The sequence below is a fragment of the Mesorhizobium sp. B2-1-3 genome, assembly GCF_006442495.1.
Lineage (GTDB): Bacteria > Pseudomonadota > Alphaproteobacteria > Rhizobiales > Rhizobiaceae > Mesorhizobium.
The window spans coordinates 116,416-137,500 of sequence record NZ_VFWL01000018.1; the positions used below are offsets into that span (position 1 = coordinate 116,416).

Consider the following 21,085-nt stretch of genomic DNA (forward strand, 5'->3'; position numbering starts at 1 on the left):
ACGTGGCCGATCCCATGCCCAAGATCAAGCCTCTGGACATCAGGAACCTTGCACGGTCGGCGGCGAACTGGCCGGCGCGCATCCTGTTCCCGCCTGTCTGCGCCGGCTGCCGCAGGCATGTCTCGCGGCCCGGCGTTCTGTGCGGCGCCTGCTGGCCGAAACTGCGCCTCCTGGAGCGGCCCTGGTGCCCGGTGATGGGCACGCCGTTCACCCACCATATGGGTGAGGGCTTTCTGTCGGCCGAGGCGATCGCCGATCCGCCGCCCTTCGAGCGGGCGCGGGCGGCCGTCGCCTATTCCGGCGTCGCCCGCCAGATGGTGCAGGGGCTGAAATACCAGGATCGCACCGACCTGGCGCCGTGGATGGCGCGTTGGATGCTGCGCGCCGGCGCCGACCTCATTGCCGAGGCGGATGTGGTGGTGCCGGTCCCGCTGCACTGGCGTCGCTTCTTCAGGCGGCGGTTCAACCAGTCAGCGGAATTGGCGAGGGCGGTCTGCGAGCTCAGCGGCCTGTCTTTCGCACCCTCGGCCATGCGGCGTGTCAAGCTCACGCGCCAGCAGGTCGGGCTGGAGCGCAAGGACCGCGAGGAGAATGTGCGGGCCGCCTTTCGCGTGCCTGCTGAAGCGGAAATCGAGATCGCCGGCCGCCGCGTGCTTTTGATCGACGACGTCTACACCACGGGCGCCACGGTTCGCGCCGCCAGCAAGGCGCTGAAAAAAGCAGGGGCCGGCGCCGTCGACGTGCTGACCTTCGCACGCGTGCTGCCGGGGGACTTTCGGGCCGACGAGTTCACGACTATATAAGTCGGCAACAAACAGTGGAAATTCGTCATGGTCGACGTCACCATCTATACACGCATGATGTGCGGCTACTGCACGGCCGCCAAGCGGCTGCTCGAGCGCAAGGGCATCGCCTATACGGAGCATGACGCGTCGTTTTCACCGGAACTGCGCCAGGAGATGATTTCGCGCGCCCATGGCCGCACAACCTTTCCGCAGATTTTCGTCGGCGACACGCATGTCGGCGGCTGCGACGACCTCCACGAGCTGGAGGCGCAAGGCCGACTGGACAAGTTGCTCGCCAATGGCTCGACGAATTGAGGATATGACGATGGGTGTTTTCAAGGCGGCCGCGATCCAGATGCGTTCGGGGGAGAGGCCGGAGCGCAACGCAATCGAGCTCGAGCGGCTGGTGCGCGAGGCAGCCGGCCAGGGGGCGAGCTACATCCAGACACCGGAAATGACCGGAGCGCTGGTGCGTGACAAGAAGGCCGCGTCTTTCACCTCAGAGGACAAGGACATCATCGTCGGGACCGCCCGCCGACTGGCCCGCGAACTTGGCGTCCACCTGCATATCGGCTCGACCGCCATCCTGCGCGCCGACGGCAAGCTCGCCAACCGGGCGCTGCTGTTCGGTCCGGACGGCGCCACGCTCGCCTCCTATGACAAGATCCATATGTTCGACGTCGATCTCGACAATGGCGAGAGCTGGCGCGAATCCGCGACCTACGAGCCCGGCACGGAGGCGGTCGTCACGACCATCGAAGGCGCCAAGCTGGGCTTTGCCGTCTGTTATGACCTGCGGTTTCCGCAACTGTTCCGCGCCGAGGCGCTAGCCGGCGCCGACCTGCTTTCCGTGCCCGCCGCCTTCACTCGCCAAACCGGCGAGGCGCATTGGCACGTGCTGCTCAGGGCCCGCGCCATCGAGAACGGCGCCTATGTCGTGGCCGCTGCGCAAGGCGGCCTTCACGAGGACGGCCGCGAAACCTATGGCCATTCGCTGATCGTCGATCCGTGGGGCCGCGTCATCGCGGAGGCGGCGCACAATGAGCCGGCGGTGATCGTCGCCGAGATCGACTCCGCGCAGTCGCTGGCGGCTCGCAAGAAGATCCCCAATCTGAAAAATGCGCGGGATTTCGCTATCAATGCCGGTTCGTCCGAGGCATCGCGTCTCAGGGGAGCGGCCTCTTGATCCGCTTCTCCCTGATCTGCGAAAACGATCACGAGTTCGAGGGCTGGTTCCGCAGCAATGACGATTTCGACACGCAGAAGAAGCGTGGCTTCGTCGATTGCCCGACCTGCGGCTCGCACAAGGTGGAGAAAGCCCTGATGGCGCCGGCCGTGTCGACGGCGCGCAAGCAGGAAACGATAGCGCTCGCCATGGGCGAGGCGCAGAAGCAGGCGCTGGCGCAGCTGAAGGCAATGGCCGAGAAGGTTCGCGAGAATGCCGATTACGTCGGCGACAAATTCGCCGAGGAAGCGCGCAAGATCCATTTCGGCGAGACCGACCCGCGCGGCATCTATGGCGAGGCGACGCTGGAGGAGGCCAAGAGTCTGGCCGAGGACGGCGTCGAGTTCATGCCGATCCCGGTGTTTCCGGAGGATCGGAACTGAGCGGTCAGCTTACGCTGCCGATCAATTTTTCAAGCAGGCGCGAAAGCGTTTCCCGTTCGGCTTGCGTCAGGCCGGAAAGAATCTCGTGCTCGTTGGCGACGTGGGCCGTAACGGCCTCGTCGATCAAAGCGAGACCTTTTTCAGTCAACCGCACGACGATGCCGCGCCGGTCATTGGGGTGCGGACCGCGCACGATCAACCCTGAGGTTTCGAGCCGGTCGAGCCGGTTGGTCATGGCGCCCGAGGTCACCATCGTCGCCTCGTAAAGGGCGGTCGGGGTCAGCGCGTAGGGCGCGCCCGAGCGGCGCAACGTCGCCAGCACGTCGAATTCGCCGGCCTGCAATCCATAGCGCGCAAACAACGGCGCGAGGCGCTCGCGGGCAATCAGCGAGGATGCTTCATTCAACCGCCCGATCACGCCCATCGGCGAGACGTCAAGGTCCGGCCGCTCCCTGTTCCATTGTTCGATCGCCTTTGCCGCCCTGTCCATCTACTCTGCCATGTATCTTGACGTTAAGAATCTTTTCGTTATCTTATCGGAAAATGAAGTGGCGGCCAAGTGCCGGCGACGATGACGAGGACCATCAGATGAAATTTCTCTGGGATTCGGCGCTTGGCCTGTTGGTCGTGACGGGCGGCCTGCTTGGCCTCACGCTGCCGTTCGGCAAGCTTGCGACCGCCGCCGGCGTTCCAGCCATGGTCTGGGCCTTCGTCATCTCGCTCGGCGCCGGCGGCGCGCTGTTGCTGGCTCTCCTGCTGCGTGGCGAGCGCATCAAGCTTACGGCGCGCAAGCTGCGCTATTTCTTCGTCACGGCGGCGGTGTCCTATGCCTTTCCCAACCTCTTGATGTTTTCGGCCATCCCGCATCTCGGCGCGGGATACACGGGCATCATGTTCACGCTATCGCCGGTGATCACGCTCGTGTTCTCGATCTTGCTTGGCGTTCGGCGCCCCAACCTGCTCGGCGTCATCGGCATTGCGGTCGGCTTCATCGGTGCGGTCATGGTCGCGCTCACACGCGGCGAAGCTGGCCAACCGGCCGATTATTTCTGGGTAACGATCGGATTGCTGATCCCGGTCAGCCTTGCCGCGGGCAACATCTACCGCACCGTCGACTGGCCCGAAGGAACCGGCCCGATCGAGCTTGCCGTGGGCAGCCATCTGGCGTCGGCGACCTTGCTTCTCCTCGGCATCCTGACGCTTTTCGGCTGGCAAGCGTTTGTTCCGCTGGGCGCGGTACCGCCTGTGGTCGTCGCGCAGATGGCGTCGGCTTCGGCAATGTTTGCCTTCTTCTTCCGGCTGCAGGCGGTGGGCGGCCCGGTCTATCTCAGCCAGATCGGCTATGTGGCGGCGGCCGTCGGGCTGTTCGCGGGCACGATCTTCCTCGGCGAACACTATCAGCTGCTGACCTGGGCAGGCGCTGTCATCATCACGGCCGGCGTGTTCATCACCACCAAGGCGCAAAGCCGGCCCAGCGCGAAGGCGCAGAGTCAGGCGGCGTGAGCCGGTTCAGACCGTGCCCTTTTCCGCCAGCACCATGTAGTTGACGTCCATGTCTTTCGACCGCTGCCAGCGGTCGGCAAGCGGGTGGTAGACGACGCCGGTGCGGTCGATGACGGTCAGGCCGGCGCCGCTGAGCGCCTTTTCCAGCTCTTCCGGGCGCACCAGCTTGCCGAACTGATGAGTGCCGCGCGGCAGCCAGCGCAGCACATATTCGGCGCCGATGATGGCCAGCCCTAGCGCCTTCAGCGTGCGGTTGATCGTGGCCACGAACATGATGCCGCCGGGCTTGACCATCTCGCCGCATTTGGCGACGAACAGGTCGATGTCGGCGACATGCTCGACCACTTCCATATTGAGGATAACGTCGAATTTTTCGCCGGCGTCGGCCAGGTCCTCGGCCGTGGTGGCGCGGTAGTCGATCGTCACGCCAACTTCGGCGGCGTGCAATTTGGCCACTTCGATATTGGTGGCGGAAGCATCGGCGCCGACCACTTCGGCGCCAAGCCGCGCCATCGGCTCGCACAGCAGGCCGCCGCCGCAACCGATGTCGAGAAAGCGCAGGCCCTCGAATGGCCGTGCCGCGCGCGGATCGCGGCCGAAGCGCGTTGCCACCTGGTCGCGTATGTAGGCAAGCCGGATGGGGTTGAACTTGTGCAGCGGCCGGAACTTGCCGTTCGGGTTCCACCATTCGGCGGCAAGGGCGGAAAAGCGCTCCACTTCTCCGGCATCGATCGTCGATCGTCGGGGCTCTGGCATCGATTGGTCTCCTCGGACGCTAGCAAGTCGGGCGTGGGGGAGGGAAAGTCAAGGCTGCATTTTCGCCTGCTGACAGTGCGAGGCCGGCACCGCCGACAAGCGCCCTCTATTGCCGGCGGCGCCCTGTCAGGACGTGTCAGCTCAGGGAGCACCTCGGCCGAAACAAAAAAAGCGGCGGCGTGCGAAAAAAGGAAAATCGTGTTGAGAAAAGGAGATGGCCGTGATTCAGACCGCATCGATCCTTTGGCGCAGGCTCGACCTTGAAGGTCACGATTCCTGCATGCTCTCGCAGCGGCCCGGCGGGCACGGCCTGAAGGGGCAGGCCATCTTCCTGCAAGACGACAAGCCGTGTTGCATCGCCTACGAGGTGGATTGCGATGCCGGCTGGCACACGCGCTCGGCACGTATCGAGGGCTTTCTCGGCCCGCAAGAGCTTTCCATGGGGATCGAGCGCCATACTGACGGCTCCTGGACGCTGGATGGCGAGCCGCAGCCGGAGGTGGCCGGCCTGATCGACGTCGATCTCGGCTTCACGCCGGCTTCGAACCTCCTGGCGATCCGCCGGTTCGCGCTCGCCGTCGGCGAGGCGACGCCGGCACCGGCCGCCTATCTGGCCTTTCCCGAGCTCAGAATGACGCGGCTCGACCAGGCCTACCGGCGCCTCGACGCGGCCCGCTACGCCTATGCCGCGCCGGCTTTCGGCTATGAGGCGGTGCTGGAGGTCTCTCCACTCGGCTTCGTGCTCGACTATCCGCATTTGTGGAAAAGCATCGTGCGCCTGGGCTGACGCCCGTCGCCGTGTGAGCCTTGCCGGTTGGGCCCTGCGCAAAATGAAGTTACCGTTCAGCCCGCGCGGCGCTCTTCTTATGAGCCGTCGCTTGCGAAGCCTGGATGTTTTGGCTAAGGAGGCCGCGCATTCAGCGGCCGGCGCCAGCCGGGCGCTTTCCTCGGTTTTTCGGCGCAGAGCCGGCTTCAGTCAAAGGCATTTCGCTTCCATGGCGCGCATCGTGATGAAATTCGGCGGAACCTCCGTCGCCGACATCGCCCGCATCCGCAATGTGGCGCGTCACGTCAAACGGGAGGTCGATGCCGGTCACGAGGTGGCGGTGGTGGTCTCGGCGATGGCCGGCAAGACCAACGAACTGGTCGGCTGGACGCGCGAGGCCTCGCCGATGCACGACGCGCGCGAATATGATGCCGTCGTCGCGTCCGGCGAGCAGGTGACGGCAGGCCTCCTGGCGATCACCTTGCAGAACATGGGCGTGCACGCCCGCTCCTGGCAGGGCTGGCAGATCCCGATCAAGACCGACAACGCGCATGGCGCGGCACGCATCCTCGACATCGACGGCGCTTTCCTGGTCAAACGCTTCGGCGAGGGCCAGGTGGCCGTCATCGCAGGTTTCCAGGGCATCGGACCGGACAACCGCATCGCAACGCTTGGTCGTGGCGGCTCCGACACCAGCGCGGTGGCGATCGCGGCCTCCGTCAAAGCCGACCGCTGCGACATCTATACCGACGTCGACGGCGTCTACACCACCGATCCACGCATCGAGCCCAAGGCGCGGCGGCTGGCCAAGATATCGTTCGAGGAAATGCTTGAAATGGCCTCGCTCGGCGCCAAGGTTCTGCAGGTGCGATCGGTCGAGCTTGCCATGGTGCACAGGGTGCGTACCTTCGTGCGGTCGTCCTTCGACGATCCCGACGCGCCCGGAATGGGGGATTTGCTCAATCCGCCCGGAACGCTTATTTGCGACGAGGAAGAAATCGTGGAACAGCAGGTCGTCACCGGAATTGCCTATGCCAAGGACGAGGCGCAGATTTCGCTGCGCCGTGTCGGTGACCGGCCGGGCGTTGCCGCCGGCATCTTCGGGCCGCTGGCCGAGGCCAACATCAACGTAGACATGATCGTCCAGAACATTTCCGAGGACGGCAAGCTTACCGACATGACCTTCACGGTGCCCTCCGGAGACGTGGACAAAGCGCTGGCCGTGCTCGACCGGCTGAAGGCCGATGTAGGCTACGACGTCGTGCAGTCGGAAGCCGGCATGTCGAAGGTCTCGGTCATCGGCATCGGCATGAGAAGCCATGCCGGCGTTGCCGCCACCGCCTTCAAGGCGCTGGCCGACAAGGCGATCAACATCCGCGCCATCACCACCTCCGAGATCAAGATTTCGATACTGATCGACGGTCCTTACACGGAACTCGCGGTTCGCACTTTGCATTCCGTCTACGGTCTGGATAAGCAGTAGCAGACTGAATCAGTTGTTGCGTGCGTGCCGGCGGCGGCCGAAACTGCGCCGGCAAGAAGCCTATTGGAGAAGAAGCCGCGATGCGTGACCCGGCCAGTGGCCCGCGCGTTCTGCTGAAACGGCTCCGCGAGCTCATGCAGGAGCCGCTGGAGCCGCAGGAGCGGCTCGACCGCATCGTGCGCGACATCGCCTCCAACATGGTCGCCGAAGTGTGCTCGCTCTATGTGCTGCGCGCCGATTCCGTGCTCGAACTCTACGCCACCGAAGGCCTGAACCCGAACGCGGTGCACCTGGCGCAGCTCAGGCTGGGGCAAGGTCTGGTCGGCACGATTGCCGCCAGCGCGCGGCCGCTCAACCTGTCCAATGCGCAGGAACATCCGGCCTTCGCCTACCTGCCGGAAACCGGGGAAGAGATCTACAATTCCTTCCTCGGCGTGCCGGTGCTCAGGGCAGGGCGCACGCTGGGCGTGCTGGTGGTGCAGAACAAGACCATGCGCCACTATCGCGACGACGAGGTCGAGGCGCTGGAAACCACCGCCATGGTCATCGCCGAGATGATCGCCACCGGCGATCTGGCGCGGCTGACGCGGCCCGGCCTCGAGCTCGACCTGCGCCGCCCGGTCAGCTTCACCGGCCTGTCGTTCAACGAGGGCGTCGGGCTCGGCCATGTCGTGCTGCACGAACCGCGCATCGTCGTCACCAACCTGTTCAACGAGGACAGCGAAGAGGAAGTCCGCCGGCTCGAGGCATCGCTCGGCTCGCTCAGGCTTTCCATCGACGACATGCTCGAGCGCCGCGACGTCGCCTTCGAGGGCGAGCATCGCCAGGTGCTGGAAGCCTACCGCATGTTCGCCAACGACCGCGGCTGGGTCCGGCGGCTGGAAGAGGCGATCCGCAACGGCCTGACGGCGGAAGCCGCGGTCGAAAAGGTGCAGAGCGACATGCGCGCGCGCATGCTGCACATGACCGATCCTTATCTGCGCGAGCGGATGAGCGATTTCGACGACCTCGCCAACCGGCTTCTGCGCCAGCTGATGGGACGCGGGCCTGACGATGTCGCGGCCTCGCTGCCGAAGGATGCCATCATTGTCGCCCGCTCGATGGGCGCCGCCGAACTGCTCGACTACCCCCGGGACAAATTGCGCGGACTGGTGCTCGAGGATGGCGCCGCCACCAGCCACGTCGTCATCGTCGCGCGCGCCATGGGCATTCCCGTCGCCGGGCAGATGAAGGGCGCCGTTTCCATGGCGGAAAACGGCGATGCCATCATCGTCGACGGTGAGGAAGGCGCGATTCATCTTCGTCCGCAGTCGGATCTCGAAGCCGCCTATGCCGAAAAGGTGCGGTTCCGGGCGCGCCGGCAGGAAGTCTACCGCGAACTGCGCAAGAAGCCGTCGGTGACCAAGGATGGCGTTGCGGTCGACCTTTTGATGAATGCCGGGCTTGCAGTCGACCTGCCGCAACTGGCCGAATCGGGTGCCGCCGGGATCGGCCTGTTCCGCACCGAATTGCAATTCATGGTCGCCTCGACCTTTCCCCGTGCCGAGGCGCAGGAGCGGCTCTACCGCGACGTGCTCGATGCCGCGCGCGGCAAGCCGGTCACCTTCCGCACCATCGATATCGGCGGCGACAAGGTGCTGCCCTATTTCAAAGGCGCCATCCAGGAAGAGAACCCGGCGCTCGGCTGGCGGGCGATCCGCCTGACGCTGGACCGTCCGGGATTGCTGCGCACCCAGATCCGCGCCCTGCTGAAAGCCTGCGGCGGGCGGGAGCTCAAGCTGATGCTGCCGATGGTCACCGAGCTCGGCGAGATCGCCCAGGCGCGCGAAATCATCGACCGCGAGGTGCGGCATCTGTCGCGCTTTGCCCATCATTTGCCGACCAGCCTCAAGCTCGGGGCAATGTTGGAGGTGCCGTCCCTCCTGTTCCAGCTTGACGAGTTGATGAAGGCGGTCGACTTCGTCTCGGTCGGCTCGAACGACCTGTTCCAGTTCGTGATGGCGGTCGACCGCGGCAACACGCAGCTTTCCGATCGCTTCGACACGTTGTCGACGCCGTTCCTGCGGGTGCTCAAGACCATCGCCGATGCCGGTGCCCGCAACCACACGCCCGTCACACTCTGCGGCGAACTCGCCGGCAAGCCGATCTCGGCAATGGCGCTGGTCGGCCTCGGTTTCCGTTCTATCTCGATGTCGCCCGCTTCGATCGGTCCGGTCAAGGCGATGCTGACCGAATTGCCGCTGGAGGCGTTGAAAGCGTTCTTTGACGACAATCTGATGGCGCCGGTCCAGGGGCTGCCGATGCGGGCGCTGCTGCAGGCCTTTGCCGACGACCGCTCAATTCCGTTATAGCACCTTTGCAATGATCTCCCTTCCCCGCGACCGCATGGATCAAGTCGTCAAGCGTTTCGAGATGCTCGAAGCGCAGATGTCGGCCGGCCCGGCGCCGGATGCCTATGTGAAGATGGCATCGGAATATGCCGAGCTCCAGGAGATGGTGGCCAAAGTCAGAGCCTTGCGTGCGGCCGAGCAGGAGCAGGCCGATCTCGAGGCGATGCTCGCCGACAAGGGCACCGATGCCGAGATGCGAGCGCTCGCCGAGGCCGACCTGCCAGGCGTCGATGAGCGCATTGAGGCGTTGCAGAAGGACATCCAGATCCTGCTCTTGCCCAGGGATGCGGCCGATGACAAGAACGCCATCCTGGAAATCCGCGCCGGCACCGGCGGCGACGAGGCAGCATTGTTCGCCGGCGACCTGTTTCGCATGTATGAGCGCTATGCCGCTTCGCGTGGCTGGCGGTTCGAGACGGTATCGGCCAGCGAGGGCGATGCCGGCGGCTATAAGGAAATCATCGCCACGGTTTCCGGCAAGGGGGTTTTCGCGCATCTGAAATTCGAGTCCGGCGTCCACCGGGTGCAGCGCGTGCCCGCGACCGAGGCCAGCGGACGCATTCACACCTCGGCGGCCACGGTGGCCGTGCTGCCGGAGGCGGAGGAAGTCGACATCGACATCCGGGCCGAAGACATCCGCATCGACACGATGCGCGCGTCGGGCTCGGGCGGCCAGCACGTCAACACCACCGATTCGGCAGTGCGCATCACCCATTTGCCGACCGGCATCATGGTGGTGCAGGCGGAGAAATCGCAGCACCAGAACCGGGCCAAGGCCATGCAGATCCTGCGGGCCCGGCTCTACGACCTGGAACGCAGCAAGGCCGATGAGGAGCGCTCGGAATCGCGCAAGTCGCAGGTCGGCTCCGGCGACCGCTCGGAACGCATCCGCACCTACAATTTTCCGCAAGGCCGCGTCACCGATCATCGCATCAACCTGACGCTCTACAAGCTCGACCGGGTGATGATGGGCGAACTCGACGAAGTCATCGACGCTCTGATCGCCGATCACCAGTCGAAGCTGCTCGCCGATATCGGTCTTGATGGCTGATCCTTTGCCCCAGGCGCTGGGGCCGCTGCTGCGGGCAGCGCGAGCGCGCTTGGCGGCGGTCGATAATCCGGCGCTCGATGCAAGACTGATCGTGGAGCACTTTTCAGGTACGACCCGCACGCAGGCCATTGCCGATCCCGAACATGCGGTCGATGCCGCCGCTCTTGTCCAGATCGACCGCGCCTTGAGGCGCCGCGCGGGCGGCGAGCCCGTGCACCGCATCCTGGGCTATCGGGAGTTCTACGGGTTGCGGCTGTCGCTGTCGCCGGAAACGCTGGAGCCGCGGCCCGACACCGAAACGCTGGTCGAGGCCATACTGCCCTTTGTCAGGGCAACCGTCATGCGCGAGGGCGAGTGCCGCATCCTCGATCTGGGAACCGGCAGCGGAGCCATCGCGCTGGCGCTGCTCAGCGCCGTGCCGGCAGCGATTGCCACCGGGGTCGACTTCTCGGAAGGGGCGTTGAGGACGGCAACGCGCAATGCCGCGCAATTGGGGCTTGGCGACCGGTTCACGGCGCTGCTGTCCGACTGGTTTGAAAAAGTTTCTGGTCGATACCATGTAATTGTCGCAAACCCTCCCTATATACGATCGGAGGACATCGGAAATCTGCAGGATGAAGTCCGGGATTTCGACCCGCGCCTGGCCCTGGATGGCGGCGCGGATGGGTTGGCCCCTTACAGGGTCATCGCCGCTGAGGCGGCTAAGTTTCTAGAAGCCGGAAGCAGGATTGCGGTCGAGATCGGCTACACACAGCACATCGAGGTCACCGCTATATTTCGCTCGTCCGGCTATGCGGTCGCTGGTGCGTTCGGCGACCTCGGCGGAAACGACAGGGTTCTTGTCTTTCAACGGGGAAAGCCTTGACGCAGTGCGAAAAAAACCGCTTGGCAATGCCGGGGAATGCGGCTAGGGTCGCGTTAACCGGATGAGACGAAGCAGGCAGTGCTCTTAGCGATTCGGTTTTCCTTGGAAATAGCTGCCTTCTTGCGCAAACGACGCCCAAGCTTCGTGCGGGAATCGTCCGGCAAGTGATGTAACCGGAACAGGATGGCACGTGGCGCCAACGCAATTGATGCGGGCGAACGCCGGTGAAGAAACGAAACGGCTGGCTGCATGAGCGCCACCGTTCGTGAAGAGTTTTCGAAAATTTCAATATGAAGAGAGTCGAATGAGGCCACAACAGCAGAACAGGCGCATGCGCGGTCGCAACAACAATGGCGGCGGCGGCAACAACAACAATAACAATAACAACAACCGCAAGGGGCCAAATCCCCTGACGCGCAACTACGAGAGCAACGGCCCGGACGTGAAGATCCGTGGGTCTGCTCAGCAGATCGCTGAAAAGTACGCCACCCTTGCCCGTGATGCGCAAAGCTCCGGCGACCGGGTGATGGCGGAGAACTATCTCCAGCACGCCGAGCACTATAATCGCATCATTGCCGCCGCGCAGGCGCAGATGCCGATCCAGAACGTCCAGCAGAATCGCGACGAATTCGACGATGATGGCGATGAGGATCGCGACGAGTTCGACAATGTCGGCAACGCCGGCAACAACGTTGCGGATGCGCCGGTTCCGGTGATCAACCACGGCGCGGGTCCGCAGCCGGTTATCGAAGGCATGCCGGCCGAAGTCGCGCTGAACCGGGAAAACGGCCGCGATCGTGATAATCGCGATCGTGATAATAATGGCGGGCGCAACAGTGGCGGCCGCGACAACAATGGCGGACGCCATCGCGACCGCCGCCCCAATGGCGGCTATGGCCAGAACAGCCAGCGCGGCGATTATGGTTCGTCCGCCGAGCAGGGTGCCCAGCAGCAGCGCAACGAGACGGCCGAACAGGCCGAGGCCGTCACGCCAGCCGAATCCGCCGCGCCGGTCGAGCAGGCGGCGCCGCTGTTCGAGAACCTGTCGCCGGCCGGGCTCGCAGCCCAGGCCGAACTCAATGAGACGGCCGCGGAGACTAGTCCCAGCCGTCGTCCGAGGCGTCCGCGCCGCCCGCGCGGCAATGCCGACCAGATCACCAGCGGCAACGACAATGCCGACGCTGGCGAGGTGGTCGCGGCGCCGACGGACAATGGCAACGCCGACACCGCGGTCGCCGACATCGACAACTGAGCGGCGACGCTTCCATGCATTGAACGGCGGAGAGAAATCTCCGCCGTTTTCGTTTTGCGCGGCCGTGGAATATTATGCTTTCGCAGCCATCGAGACGTCTTGAGGGTTCGCGGGTTGCGCACCATATCAGCCTCAACTGGATCCGGCTCTCACGGGCGGGTCCGTCACCGCAAACTGATCCGGTGCCGCAAAGCGGGCCGGTGATGGAAGGAGACAGGTATGAATCTCGAGAAATACTCGGAGCGCGTGCGCGGCTTCATCCAATCCGCGCAAACCATGGCGCTCTCGCGCAACCACCAGCAATTCACCCCCGAACATATCCTGAAAGTGCTCGTCGATGACGACGAGGGTCTGGCTGCGTCGCTCATCGAGCGCGCCGGCGGCAGCGTCCGCGACGTCAAGCTCGGCATCGAGACGGCACTCGAAGCGATGCCCAAGGTGGAGGGCGGCAACGGCCAGCTCTATCTGGCACAGCCGTTGGCCAAGGTGTTTTCGACGGCCGAGGAACTGGCCAAGAAGGCCGGCGACAGCTTCGTCACGGTCGAAAGGCTGCTGACGGCGCTTGCAGTCGAGAAATCGGCCAAGACATCAGACATACTGGCCAAGGCCGGCGTTACCGCGCAGGCGCTCAACCAGGTGATCAACGATGTCCGCAAGGGCCGCACCGCCGATTCGGCGAATGCCGAACAGGGCTATGACGCGCTGAAGAAATACGCGCGCGATCTCACCGCCGATGCCCGCGCCGGCAAGCTCGATCCGGTCATCGGCCGCGACGACGAGATCCGCCGCACCATCCAGGTGCTGTCGCGCCGCACCAAGAACAATCCGGTGCTGATCGGCGAGCCGGGCGTCGGCAAGACGGCGATTGCAGAAGGCCTGGCGCTGCGTATCGTCAATGGCGACGTGCCGGAATCGCTGAAGGACAAGCAGCTGATGGCGCTCGACATGGGCGCGCTGATCGCCGGCGCCAAATATCGCGGTGAGTTCGAGGAGCGGCTGAAGGCCGTGCTTTCCGAGGTCACTGCCGCTGCCGGCGGGATCATCCTGTTCATCGACGAGATGCACACCCTGGTCGGCGCCGGCAAGGCGGACGGCGCCATGGATGCGTCCAACCTTCTGAAGCCGGCGCTGGCGCGCGGCGAACTGCACTGCGTCGGCGCCACCACGCTCGACGAATACCGCAAGCATGTGGAGAAGGATGCCGCACTCGCCCGCCGCTTCCAGCCGGTCTTCGTCGAGGAGCCGACGGTGGAGGACACGGTCTCCATCCTGCGCGGCCTGAAGGAGAAATACGAACAGCACCACAAGGTGCGCATTTCCGATTCGGCGCTGGTCGCGGCGGCGACGCTGTCCAACCGCTACATCGCCGACCGGTTCCTGCCGGACAAGGCGATCGACCTCGTCGACGAAGCCGCTTCGAGGCTTCGCATGCAGGTCGACTCCAAGCCCGAAGCGCTGGACGAGATCGACCGCCGCATCATGCAGCTCAAGATCGAGCGCGAAGCGCTGAAGGTCGAGAAGGACGAGGCTTCGAAGGACAGGCTTGCCCGGCTCGAGAAGGACCTCGCTAGCCTTGAGGAGGAATCGACCGAGATGACCTCGAAATGGCAGGCAGAGAAGCAGAAGCTCGGGCTCGCCGCCGATCTCAAGAAGCAACTTGACGAGGCGCGCAACGAACTGGCCATCGCCCAGCGCAAGGGCGAGTTCCAGCGCGCCGGCGAGCTTGCCTATGGCAAGATCCCGGAACTGGAAAAGAAGCTGAAGGAAGCCGAGGCCCAGGACGGCAAGGCTGGCATGGTCGAGGAAGTGGTCACGCCCGATCATGTCGCCCACATCGTCTCGCGCTGGACCGGAATTCCGGTCGACAAGATGCTGGAAGGCGAGCGCGACAAGCTGTTGCGCATGGAAGACGAGATCGGCAAGCGCGTCGTCGGCCAGGGCGAGGCGGTGCAAGCGGTTTCCAAGGCAGTGCGGCGCGCTCGCGCCGGCCTGCAGGATCCGAACCGGCCGATCGGCTCGTTCATGTTCCTCGGCCCGACCGGCGTTGGCAAGACCGAACTGACCAAGGCGCTGGCGAACTTCCTGTTCGACGACGAGAGCGCGATGGTGCGCATCGACATGTCGGAGTTCATGGAGAAGCATTCGGTTGCCCGATTGATCGGCGCGCCTCCCGGCTATGTCGGTTATGAGGAAGGCGGCGCGCTGACCGAAGCGGTGCGGCGCCGGCCCTATCAGGTCGTGCTGTTCGACGAGATCGAGAAAGCGCATCCCGACGTGTTCAACGTGCTCCTGCAGGTGCTCGACGACGGCCGGCTCACCGATGGGCAGGGCCGCACGGTCGACTTCCGCAACACGCTGATCATCATGACGTCGAACCTCGGCGCCGAATACCTGGTCAATCTCGGCGAGGACCAGGATGTCGACCAGGTTCGCGACGAAGTGATGAACGTCGTCAAGGCGTCGTTCCGGCCGGAGTTCCTCAACCGCGTCGACGAGGTGATCCTGTTCCATCGGCTGCGCCGGCAGGATATGGGCCGCATCGTCGAAATCCAGCTCAAGCGGCTGGAAAACCTGCTGGTCGACCGCAAGATCACGCTGTCGCTGGACCAGGAGGCGATCGACTGGCTGGCATCCAAGGGTTACGACCCTGCCTATGGCGCGCGGCCGTTAAAGCGGGTGATGCAGAAAGACCTGCAGGATCCGCTGGCTGAGAAGATCCTGCTCGGCGAGATCCTCGACGGCTCGACCGTCAAGGTGACCGCTGGCTCCGACCGGTTGAATTTCCGTTCGAAGCCGACGGTCGTCGCGACCGAAGCGGCAGCCTGATTGAACGCCGCGCGCCCAGGACGGGCGCGCGGCTTTTCCGCGTCTTTCGGCAGGAGCACGCATGACGCTGGACGACTATAACGGCTTCTGCGCCTCGCTGCCCGCCACATCGCATGTCGTCCAGTGGGGCGGCGCCCATGTCTGGAAGGTCGGCGCCAAGGTCTTTGCCATCGGCGGCTGGAGCGAGGGCCGCGATCCTTTCATCACCTTCAAATGCTCCGACATTGCCTATGATGTGCTGAAGGAGCAGCCGGGCTTGCGGCCCGCACCCTATCTTGCCTCGCGCGGCATGAAATGGATCCAGCGCCAGACAAGCCAGAGCATGGATGATGGCGCGCTGAAGGATTACCTGCGCGAGAGCCATCGTCTTGTCGCCCTGAAGTTGACGAAGCAGGCGCGAAAGGAACTGGGACTTGCCTGAGGCTAAAGCGCGTCACGCTCGACGGATTCAGGCGACGCGCTTTAGCTTTTTGTTCTATGCATATCTTTCGCCCCAAACCGGGCCGCTTTTGGATAATATGCATTTAGCTGATATTCGTCGAGGCGCCGGAAAACCGCCATCTTCATGCCCGGTTCATATTGGAACCTTATGGTCGGGCGGTGGTTCGCTGGCGAAGGACTCGCTACGCGCGAAAGCCGCCGGCGACGGCAATTACGGACCGGAGAGTTTGCCCACGATGTTGCGGACGATCTTCACCCTTTCGGCACTTGCGGCCGGACTGGCGTTTTCAAGCGCGTTCGCCGCGCCGACTGAGGACGCTTCGCCGCGGGTCGTCCGCCCCGCTGACGGCGGCATCCTGCTGGCCCAGGACGGCAATCTCGACATCTATTACGACGCCAGGGGCAACCGCGTCATCGTCGATGCGGACACGGGCAAGGTCGTCGCCATCCAACCGCCGCAGACCAGGCTCGACCGACGCGCGCTGCGCCGCGAGACACGGCTGCGCGAACTCGGCCGCGTTCCCGCCGACGACGACCGCTACTATCTCGACGATCCGGAAGACATGGCACGCTTCCGCCGCAGGCAGATGGAAGACGAAGGCCGGGTCATCGCGCCGCCCGTCCAGGAATATGATCCCTATGGCGACAATTCCGTCGAGGCCTACCCGCCGGCCCCCGGCGGCGACGGCGTCTACGACGACAACTATCCGGAAGCGCCCCAGCCGGCAACGCCGCCCTCCGTCAAGCGCCAGCCGCTGAACGAGGCCTCGATAGAGCCGGTCCAGCCCACGGCTCCCGCCGCGCAGCCGGCGCCTGCAGACGAAGCGGGATTACCGCCGAAAGCAGGCGGCAAGACTGTGGTCGACCCGTCGCTTTCGCTCGGAGCACGCCAGGATGTCGCGGCTCTGCAGGTGCTGCTTGATCGCGGCGGCGCTTCGCCTGGCGTCATCGACGGGCGCTTCGGTTCGAATGTCGACAAGGCGCTGGCTGCCTACAACCAGATCACCGGCAGCAATCTGCGATCGACCGACGCCGTCGGCATCCAGGCGGCCCTTGCACAATCGGGCGGCGATGCCTTGGCCAACTACACGATCACACCGGAGGATGCGGCCGGTCCCTATGTTGCGTCGATCCCGGAAGATTACAGCCAGAAGGCGCAGCTCGACCGCATGGGCTATACGTCGGTCACGGAAGCGCTTGCCGAGCGCTTCCACATGGACGAGAACTATCTCAAGGCGCTCAACCCGGAGGCCAATTTCAACCGTCCCGGAACGATCATCAAGGTTGCCAATTTCGGCAGACTGGTGTCGTCGCCGGTGGCTCGTATCGTCGCCGACAAGGGCAAGAAAGAGGTCTTTGCCTATGATACGGCGGGCAAGCTGGTCGCGGCCTATCCCGCCACCATCGGCTCGTCCGACACGCCGTCGCCGTCCGGCATTCATGCCGTGTCCCGTGTCGCGCTCGATCCGAACTACACTTACAACCCCAACATCAATTTCAAACAGGGCGAGAACAATAAGGTCCTGACCATTCCGCCCGGCCCGAATGGCCCTGTCGGCTCGGTGTGGATCGCGTTGGACAAGCCGACCTACGGCATCCATGGCACGCCGGATCCCTCGAAGATCGGCAAGACCGAAAGCCATGGTTGCGTGCGACTAACCAATTGGGATGCCCGCGAACTGGCCAAGCTGGTTTCGCCCGGTGTGACGGTGGAATTCGTCGACTGAGACGATGCGGCGTTCGTCGCTGGTTAGAGCGGTTCAGTGTTCGATGGACTTCCGAGCCGCTCCAGCGCTGCGCGCTTTTCCCGGGAAACCGCCACGTTTTTCCTGGAATTGCTCTACCCGATTATCCTGCGCAACCATTTCGCGCTCGGTGTCGCGGCATAAATCAGCTGCACCATGAGAATGAAGCCGACGCTGAGCAGCGGGGTGACCAGACAGAGCAGGGCGCCGACCGCCCACAGAAGCTGCGCCTTGACGATGCGCAGGTAGACCGTGCGTTTCGTTTCGACGTCGACATCATCCGCCAGAAGGCCATTTTTCTCCGCATAGCGCCAGCTGGCGATCAGGGTGACGCCGAGCATCAGCAGATTGAGCCAATAGACGGCGACCGCGGTTCTGAATTCGAGGAAGTCGGCCAGAAGATCGGTCGAGAACGGCAGCAGGGCGATAAAGGCGAGAAAGCACAAATTGAGCGTTGCCAGCCGCCTGTCGGATCTGGTGATCAACCCATGCTGCGCCTGCTGGCCGAACCAGAAGATGGTCAGCGTCAGGAAGGAAAGCGCATAGGTCAGGAAGCGCGGCGCCAAGGCCAGGACGGCGTCGAGGAGATCGCCTTCGGAATGGATCGCCTCGTGCGTCGGTACACGAATCTCCAGAACGATCAGGGTCAGCGCGATGGCGAAGACGCCGTCGGTCAGCCCGACGACGCGGTGGAGCCCGGACTGGGATGGTTCGAGCGGTCGCTTCATCGATTTTCTCCCCCTGTCTGATCGGCTCCCGTCCGATGCCGCGTGAAAGCTTAGCATGCCGGCGCTTGTTTGCACCTGCGTGGGCCGGCACCTGCCAATGCGGCCAGGTGGCTGCGCAGCTGGTTTCAACCACCGGGACCGCTGGCTGGTTGTTGCGGGCGCGCCGCGGGTTTATGCAGGTTGCATGCATGCACCGAGCAAAGCCGCTGCCGTCCCGCCGCCGACCGCCAACGGTACGTTCTGCCCGCAGTCGCAGCGGCGCTATGTGCTGATCGCCACGATCCTGGCTTCAGCGCTTGGTTTCATCGACGGTTCGATCCTTGCCATCGCCACGCCGGCAATCCGCGTCGATCTCGGCGCCAGCCTGGCGCAAGCGCAGTGGATATCCAATGCCTATGCGCTGACGCTTTCGGCGCTCATCCTTGCCGGCGGTGCTGCGGGCGACCGCTTCGGCCTGCGCCGCGCCTTCGTCGCCGGCATCGCGCTGTTCATCGCCGCTTCATTGGCCTGCGCGCTGGCGCCCAATCCGGCGGTGCTGATCGCGTTTCGCGCAATCCAGGGCGTCGGCGCGGCGATCATGGTGCCGGGCAGCCTTGCCATCATTGCCAAGGCCTATCCGAAAAAGGAGCGCGGCCGCGCAATCGGCATCTGGGCCGCCGCTTCGGCGCTGACCACGGCACTCGGTCCGGTGCTGGGCGGTTTCGTGCTGTCGACCCTTGGCAATGGAATCTGGCGTGCGATATTTGCCATCAACCTGCCGCTTGGGCTGGTTTCGATCTACCTGCTGCTCGCCAAGATCCCGGCGGATCGGCCGACCGAAAAGCGCAGCCTCGATCTTGGCGGCGCGGCGCTGGCGACACTGGCCTTCGGGTTGCTGGCCTACGGGCTGACGGCGATGAACGCGGAGGCTGCCGGATTCATGTCGGGTTCGGCAATCGTTGCAGGCGTGGTCCTGCTTTTCGTCTTCATTTTCTACGAGCGCCGGCAGCGCGAGCCGATGATCGATCTCAATCTGTTTCGCATCGGCGCCTTCGCCGGCGCCAATCTCGCGACCTTCTTCCTCTATTTCGCGCTGTCGGCCAATCTTTTCTACCTGCCCATGCTTTTGATCGCCGGCTGGGGGCTGAGCACGGCCGAGGTCGGCTTCATCTTCCTGCCGCTGTCTGCGTTGATCGCACTGCTGTCTGGGCCTGTCGGCCAGTGGTCCGACCGGATCGGACCGCGTTTTCCGATCGCCAGCGGCAGTCTGGTGGTTGCCTTCGCCTTCGCCGGGCTTGGCTTGTTGACGCATGCCGGTATCCACAATTTCTGGACCGGAACATTTCCGCTGATGGCGCTGATGGGGTTCGGCATGGCGCTGGTGGTGTCGCCGCTGTCGACCGCGATCATGACGGCGGTGGAAGACAAGGATACGGGCGCGGCCTCCGGTATCAACAATGCCGTCTCGCGCATAGGCGGCCTGATTGCGGTTGCGGCTATGGGGTCGCTTGCCGCCTGGGTCTACGCGAAGGCCCTGGATGGCAGCGCCTTGCCCGGCGTGCCGGGGTTCGGTGAACCGGCGACGACCGGACTGGCTCCGGCTGTCGACGCCGCACGGCTTGCCGCTAGCGACGCCGCATTCTCGGCTGTTTCCTTTGTAACGGCGCTGCTTTGCCTGCTTTCGGCTGTCATCGCCTGGATGACGATTTCAGGCGAATCATTGCCATGGCGCCGGCCCGCCGAAAACCCTCGCGACTGACGGGTGGATCGAAGGAACTATCCTTCGATCTTGGCGCTCGCGACCTTCAGCGAATCACTGTCTTCCTGCTTCAGCAGGTCGTCGATGCGCTCGCGTTCACGCTTGAAGGCAACAAGGTCCTCGCCCTTCAACACCTTGCCGACCGGCAGGCGGACGCGCATCGGATCGACCTTGGTGCCATTGACGATCAGCTCGTAGTGAAGATGCGGGCCGGTGGCGAGGCCGGTCTGGCCGAGATAGCCGATGGTCTGGCCTTGGCGGACGTGAACGCCCGGTTCGATGCCTTTGGCAAAAGCGCTCTGGTGATTGTAGGAGGTCTCATAGCCGTTGGCATGGCGAATGATGATCTGCTTGCCATAGCCGCCGGCCCAGCCGACCTTCTCGATGACGCCATTGCCCGCGGCGATGATCGGCGTGCCGATGGGGGCTGCCCAGTCGACGCCGGTATGCATGCGGACATAGCCGAGGATCGGGTGCCTGCGCGCGCCAAAGCCGGAGCGGAACTTTCCGGCCGGCAACGGATTGCGCAGCAGGAACTGCTGGGCGCTCGAGCCGTCCTCGTCGAAATAATCCGTGCTGCCGTCCTGCATCTGAAAGCGGTAGAAATTGCGCGTCTGACCGCCGAAGGTCGCCGAGACGTAAAGCAGTTCGGAATTGTCCGAGGTCTGGTCGTCGCCGTCGGGCTGCGAGAACAGCACTTCGAGACGGTCGGCCGGATTGAGGCGGGACTGGAAGTCGACATCGGAAGCCAACAGCTTGATGAGCCGCTGCGTCATGGCCTTGGACATGCCGTAGGAATAGGCGGCGCGGTAGATGCCGTCATAGACGTTGGGCAGGTTGCCGCGCACCACCACTGGCGCCGACGAATCATCGAACGCCGTCAGCAACTCCGGATTGGGCTCCGGTTCCTGCGCCGGCACATACTGGCCGCGATCGTCGAGCGCGATGGTGACGATATGCTGGGTCCGATCGTAGACGCTGGTGCGCACGACCTTGGCGGCGTCGCCATGGACCTCGAGACCAACACGCAGCACGGTTCCAGCCTTGAGCGCCGGGGCGTTCAAGAGCTTGGTGATCGCCTCGGCCATGCCGGCGGCGTCCTCGCCCGTATAGCCCGAATCTGCGAAGGCTTCCGTGATGGCGAGATC

19 protein-coding genes (1 of these 19 cut by a window edge) are annotated in these 21,085 nt (G+C 64.2%); 15 read left to right on the plus strand and 4 right to left on the minus strand.

All coding sequences use genetic code 11. The features are described 5' to 3' along the window. The first annotated feature begins 2 nt into the window (after nt 1-2). From FJ973_RS24920 to FJ973_RS24935, 4 genes are read left to right on the plus strand one after another with little or no spacing between them, the layout of a single operon-like run. On the plus strand, nt 3-803 hold the full coding sequence (locus FJ973_RS24920) for a ComF family protein (RefSeq protein ID WP_140558187.1): 801 nt from the start codon (nt 3-5) through the stop codon (nt 801-803). 27 nt (nt 804-830) lie between these two features. Beyond that, nucleotides 831-1,100, plus strand: coding sequence for a glutaredoxin 3 (gene grxC, locus FJ973_RS24925; RefSeq protein ID WP_140500918.1), 270 nt, complete (start codon nt 831-833; stop codon nt 1,098-1,100). 10 nt (nt 1,101-1,110) lie between these two features. After that, nucleotides 1,111-1,971, plus strand: a complete 861-nt coding sequence (locus FJ973_RS24930; protein WP_140558162.1) for a carbon-nitrogen hydrolase family protein — start codon at nt 1,111-1,113, stop codon at nt 1,969-1,971. After that, nucleotides 1,968-2,393, plus strand: a complete 426-nt coding sequence (locus FJ973_RS24935) for a DUF1178 family protein (protein ID WP_140558163.1) — start codon at nt 1,968-1,970, stop codon at nt 2,391-2,393. Before FJ973_RS24930 ends, FJ973_RS24935 begins: the two co-directional genes overlap by 4 nt. A 4-nt stretch (nt 2,394-2,397) precedes the next feature. Here the strand turns inward: FJ973_RS24935 and FJ973_RS24940 are convergent, their stop codons facing one another. After that, nucleotides 2,398-2,883, minus strand: a complete 486-nt coding sequence (locus tag FJ973_RS24940; RefSeq protein WP_140558165.1) for a MarR family transcriptional regulator — start codon at nt 2,881-2,883, stop codon at nt 2,398-2,400. 98 nt (nt 2,884-2,981) lie between these two features. Between FJ973_RS24940 and FJ973_RS24945 the strand changes: the two genes are divergently transcribed. Beyond that, nucleotides 2,982-3,896: a DMT family transporter gene (locus FJ973_RS24945; protein ID WP_140558166.1), complete on the plus strand. Its 915-nt coding sequence runs from the start codon at nt 2,982-2,984 to the stop codon at nt 3,894-3,896. Nucleotides 3,897-3,902: 6 nt separating this feature from the next. On the opposite strand, the gene ubiG is transcribed toward FJ973_RS24945, so the two are convergent. Continuing rightward, on the minus strand, nt 3,903-4,652 hold the full coding sequence (gene ubiG / locus FJ973_RS24950; RefSeq protein ID WP_140558167.1) for a bifunctional 2-polyprenyl-6-hydroxyphenol methylase/3-demethylubiquinol 3-O-methyltransferase UbiG: 750 nt from the start codon (nt 4,650-4,652) through the stop codon (nt 3,903-3,905). A gap of 214 nt (nt 4,653-4,866) precedes the next feature. On the opposite strand from ubiG, the gene FJ973_RS24955 reads away from it, so the two are divergent. From FJ973_RS24955 to FJ973_RS24995, 9 genes are all read left to right on the plus strand, one after another. Then, on the plus strand, nt 4,867-5,439 hold the full coding sequence (locus FJ973_RS24955; protein ID WP_140558169.1) for a putative glycolipid-binding domain-containing protein: 573 nt from the start codon (nt 4,867-4,869) through the stop codon (nt 5,437-5,439). Nucleotides 5,440-5,647: 208 nt separating this feature from the next. After that, nucleotides 5,648-6,901 (plus strand): aspartate kinase, encoded by a 1,254-nt coding sequence (locus FJ973_RS24960; protein WP_140500924.1) that lies wholly within the window; start codon nt 5,648-5,650, stop codon nt 6,899-6,901. Between the two features lie 80 nt (nt 6,902-6,981). After that, nucleotides 6,982-9,252 (plus strand): phosphoenolpyruvate--protein phosphotransferase, encoded by a 2,271-nt coding sequence (gene ptsP, locus FJ973_RS24965; protein WP_140558171.1) that lies wholly within the window; start codon nt 6,982-6,984, stop codon nt 9,250-9,252. Nucleotides 9,253-9,262: 10 nt separating this feature from the next. After that, nucleotides 9,263-10,342, plus strand: a complete 1,080-nt coding sequence (prfA, locus tag FJ973_RS24970) for a peptide chain release factor 1 (protein WP_140558173.1) — start codon at nt 9,263-9,265, stop codon at nt 10,340-10,342. After that, entirely contained in the window at nt 10,335-11,207 is an 873-nt protein-coding gene (gene prmC, locus FJ973_RS24975) for a peptide chain release factor N(5)-glutamine methyltransferase (protein WP_140500927.1), read from the plus strand. The genes prfA and prmC overlap by 8 nt, the downstream gene beginning before the upstream one ends. A gap of 304 nt (nt 11,208-11,511) precedes the next feature. Further along, nucleotides 11,512-12,459: a DUF4167 domain-containing protein gene (locus tag FJ973_RS24980; RefSeq protein WP_140558174.1), complete on the plus strand. Its 948-nt coding sequence runs from the start codon at nt 11,512-11,514 to the stop codon at nt 12,457-12,459. Between the two features lie 219 nt (nt 12,460-12,678). After that, complete coding sequence (gene clpB / locus FJ973_RS24985) at nt 12,679-15,285, plus strand: ATP-dependent chaperone ClpB (RefSeq protein WP_140500939.1); 2,607 nt, start codon at nt 12,679-12,681, stop codon at nt 15,283-15,285. Nucleotides 15,286-15,346: 61 nt separating this feature from the next. Then, nucleotides 15,347-15,706, plus strand: coding sequence for an MmcQ/YjbR family DNA-binding protein (locus tag FJ973_RS24990; RefSeq protein ID WP_140500941.1), 360 nt, complete (start codon nt 15,347-15,349; stop codon nt 15,704-15,706). Between the two features lie 256 nt (nt 15,707-15,962). Then, the gene (locus FJ973_RS24995) at nt 15,963-17,453 is read left to right on the plus strand and encodes a L,D-transpeptidase family protein (protein ID WP_140558176.1); all 1,491 of its coding nucleotides are present in this window, start codon (nt 15,963-15,965) and stop codon (nt 17,451-17,453) included. Between the two features lie 113 nt (nt 17,454-17,566). On the opposite strand, the gene FJ973_RS25000 is transcribed toward FJ973_RS24995, so the two are convergent. Further along, nucleotides 17,567-18,199 (minus strand): TMEM175 family protein, encoded by a 633-nt coding sequence (locus FJ973_RS25000; RefSeq protein ID WP_140513832.1) that lies wholly within the window; start codon nt 18,197-18,199, stop codon nt 17,567-17,569. Nucleotides 18,200-18,383: 184 nt separating this feature from the next. Between FJ973_RS25000 and FJ973_RS25005 the strand changes: the two genes are divergently transcribed. After that, the gene (locus tag FJ973_RS25005; RefSeq protein ID WP_140558178.1) at nt 18,384-19,937 is read left to right on the plus strand and encodes an MFS transporter; all 1,554 of its coding nucleotides are present in this window, start codon (nt 18,384-18,386) and stop codon (nt 19,935-19,937) included. Between the two features lie 17 nt (nt 19,938-19,954). Here FJ973_RS25005 and FJ973_RS25010 read toward each other — a convergent pair whose 3' ends face one another. Further along, nucleotides 19,955-21,085, minus strand: the 3' portion of a protein-coding gene (locus FJ973_RS25010; RefSeq protein WP_181170954.1) for a M23 family metallopeptidase. 840 nt of this gene lie beyond the right edge of the window; the window shows 1,131 of its 1,971 coding nt (coding positions 841-1,971); the start codon falls outside the window, past its right edge; its stop codon occupies nt 19,955-19,957.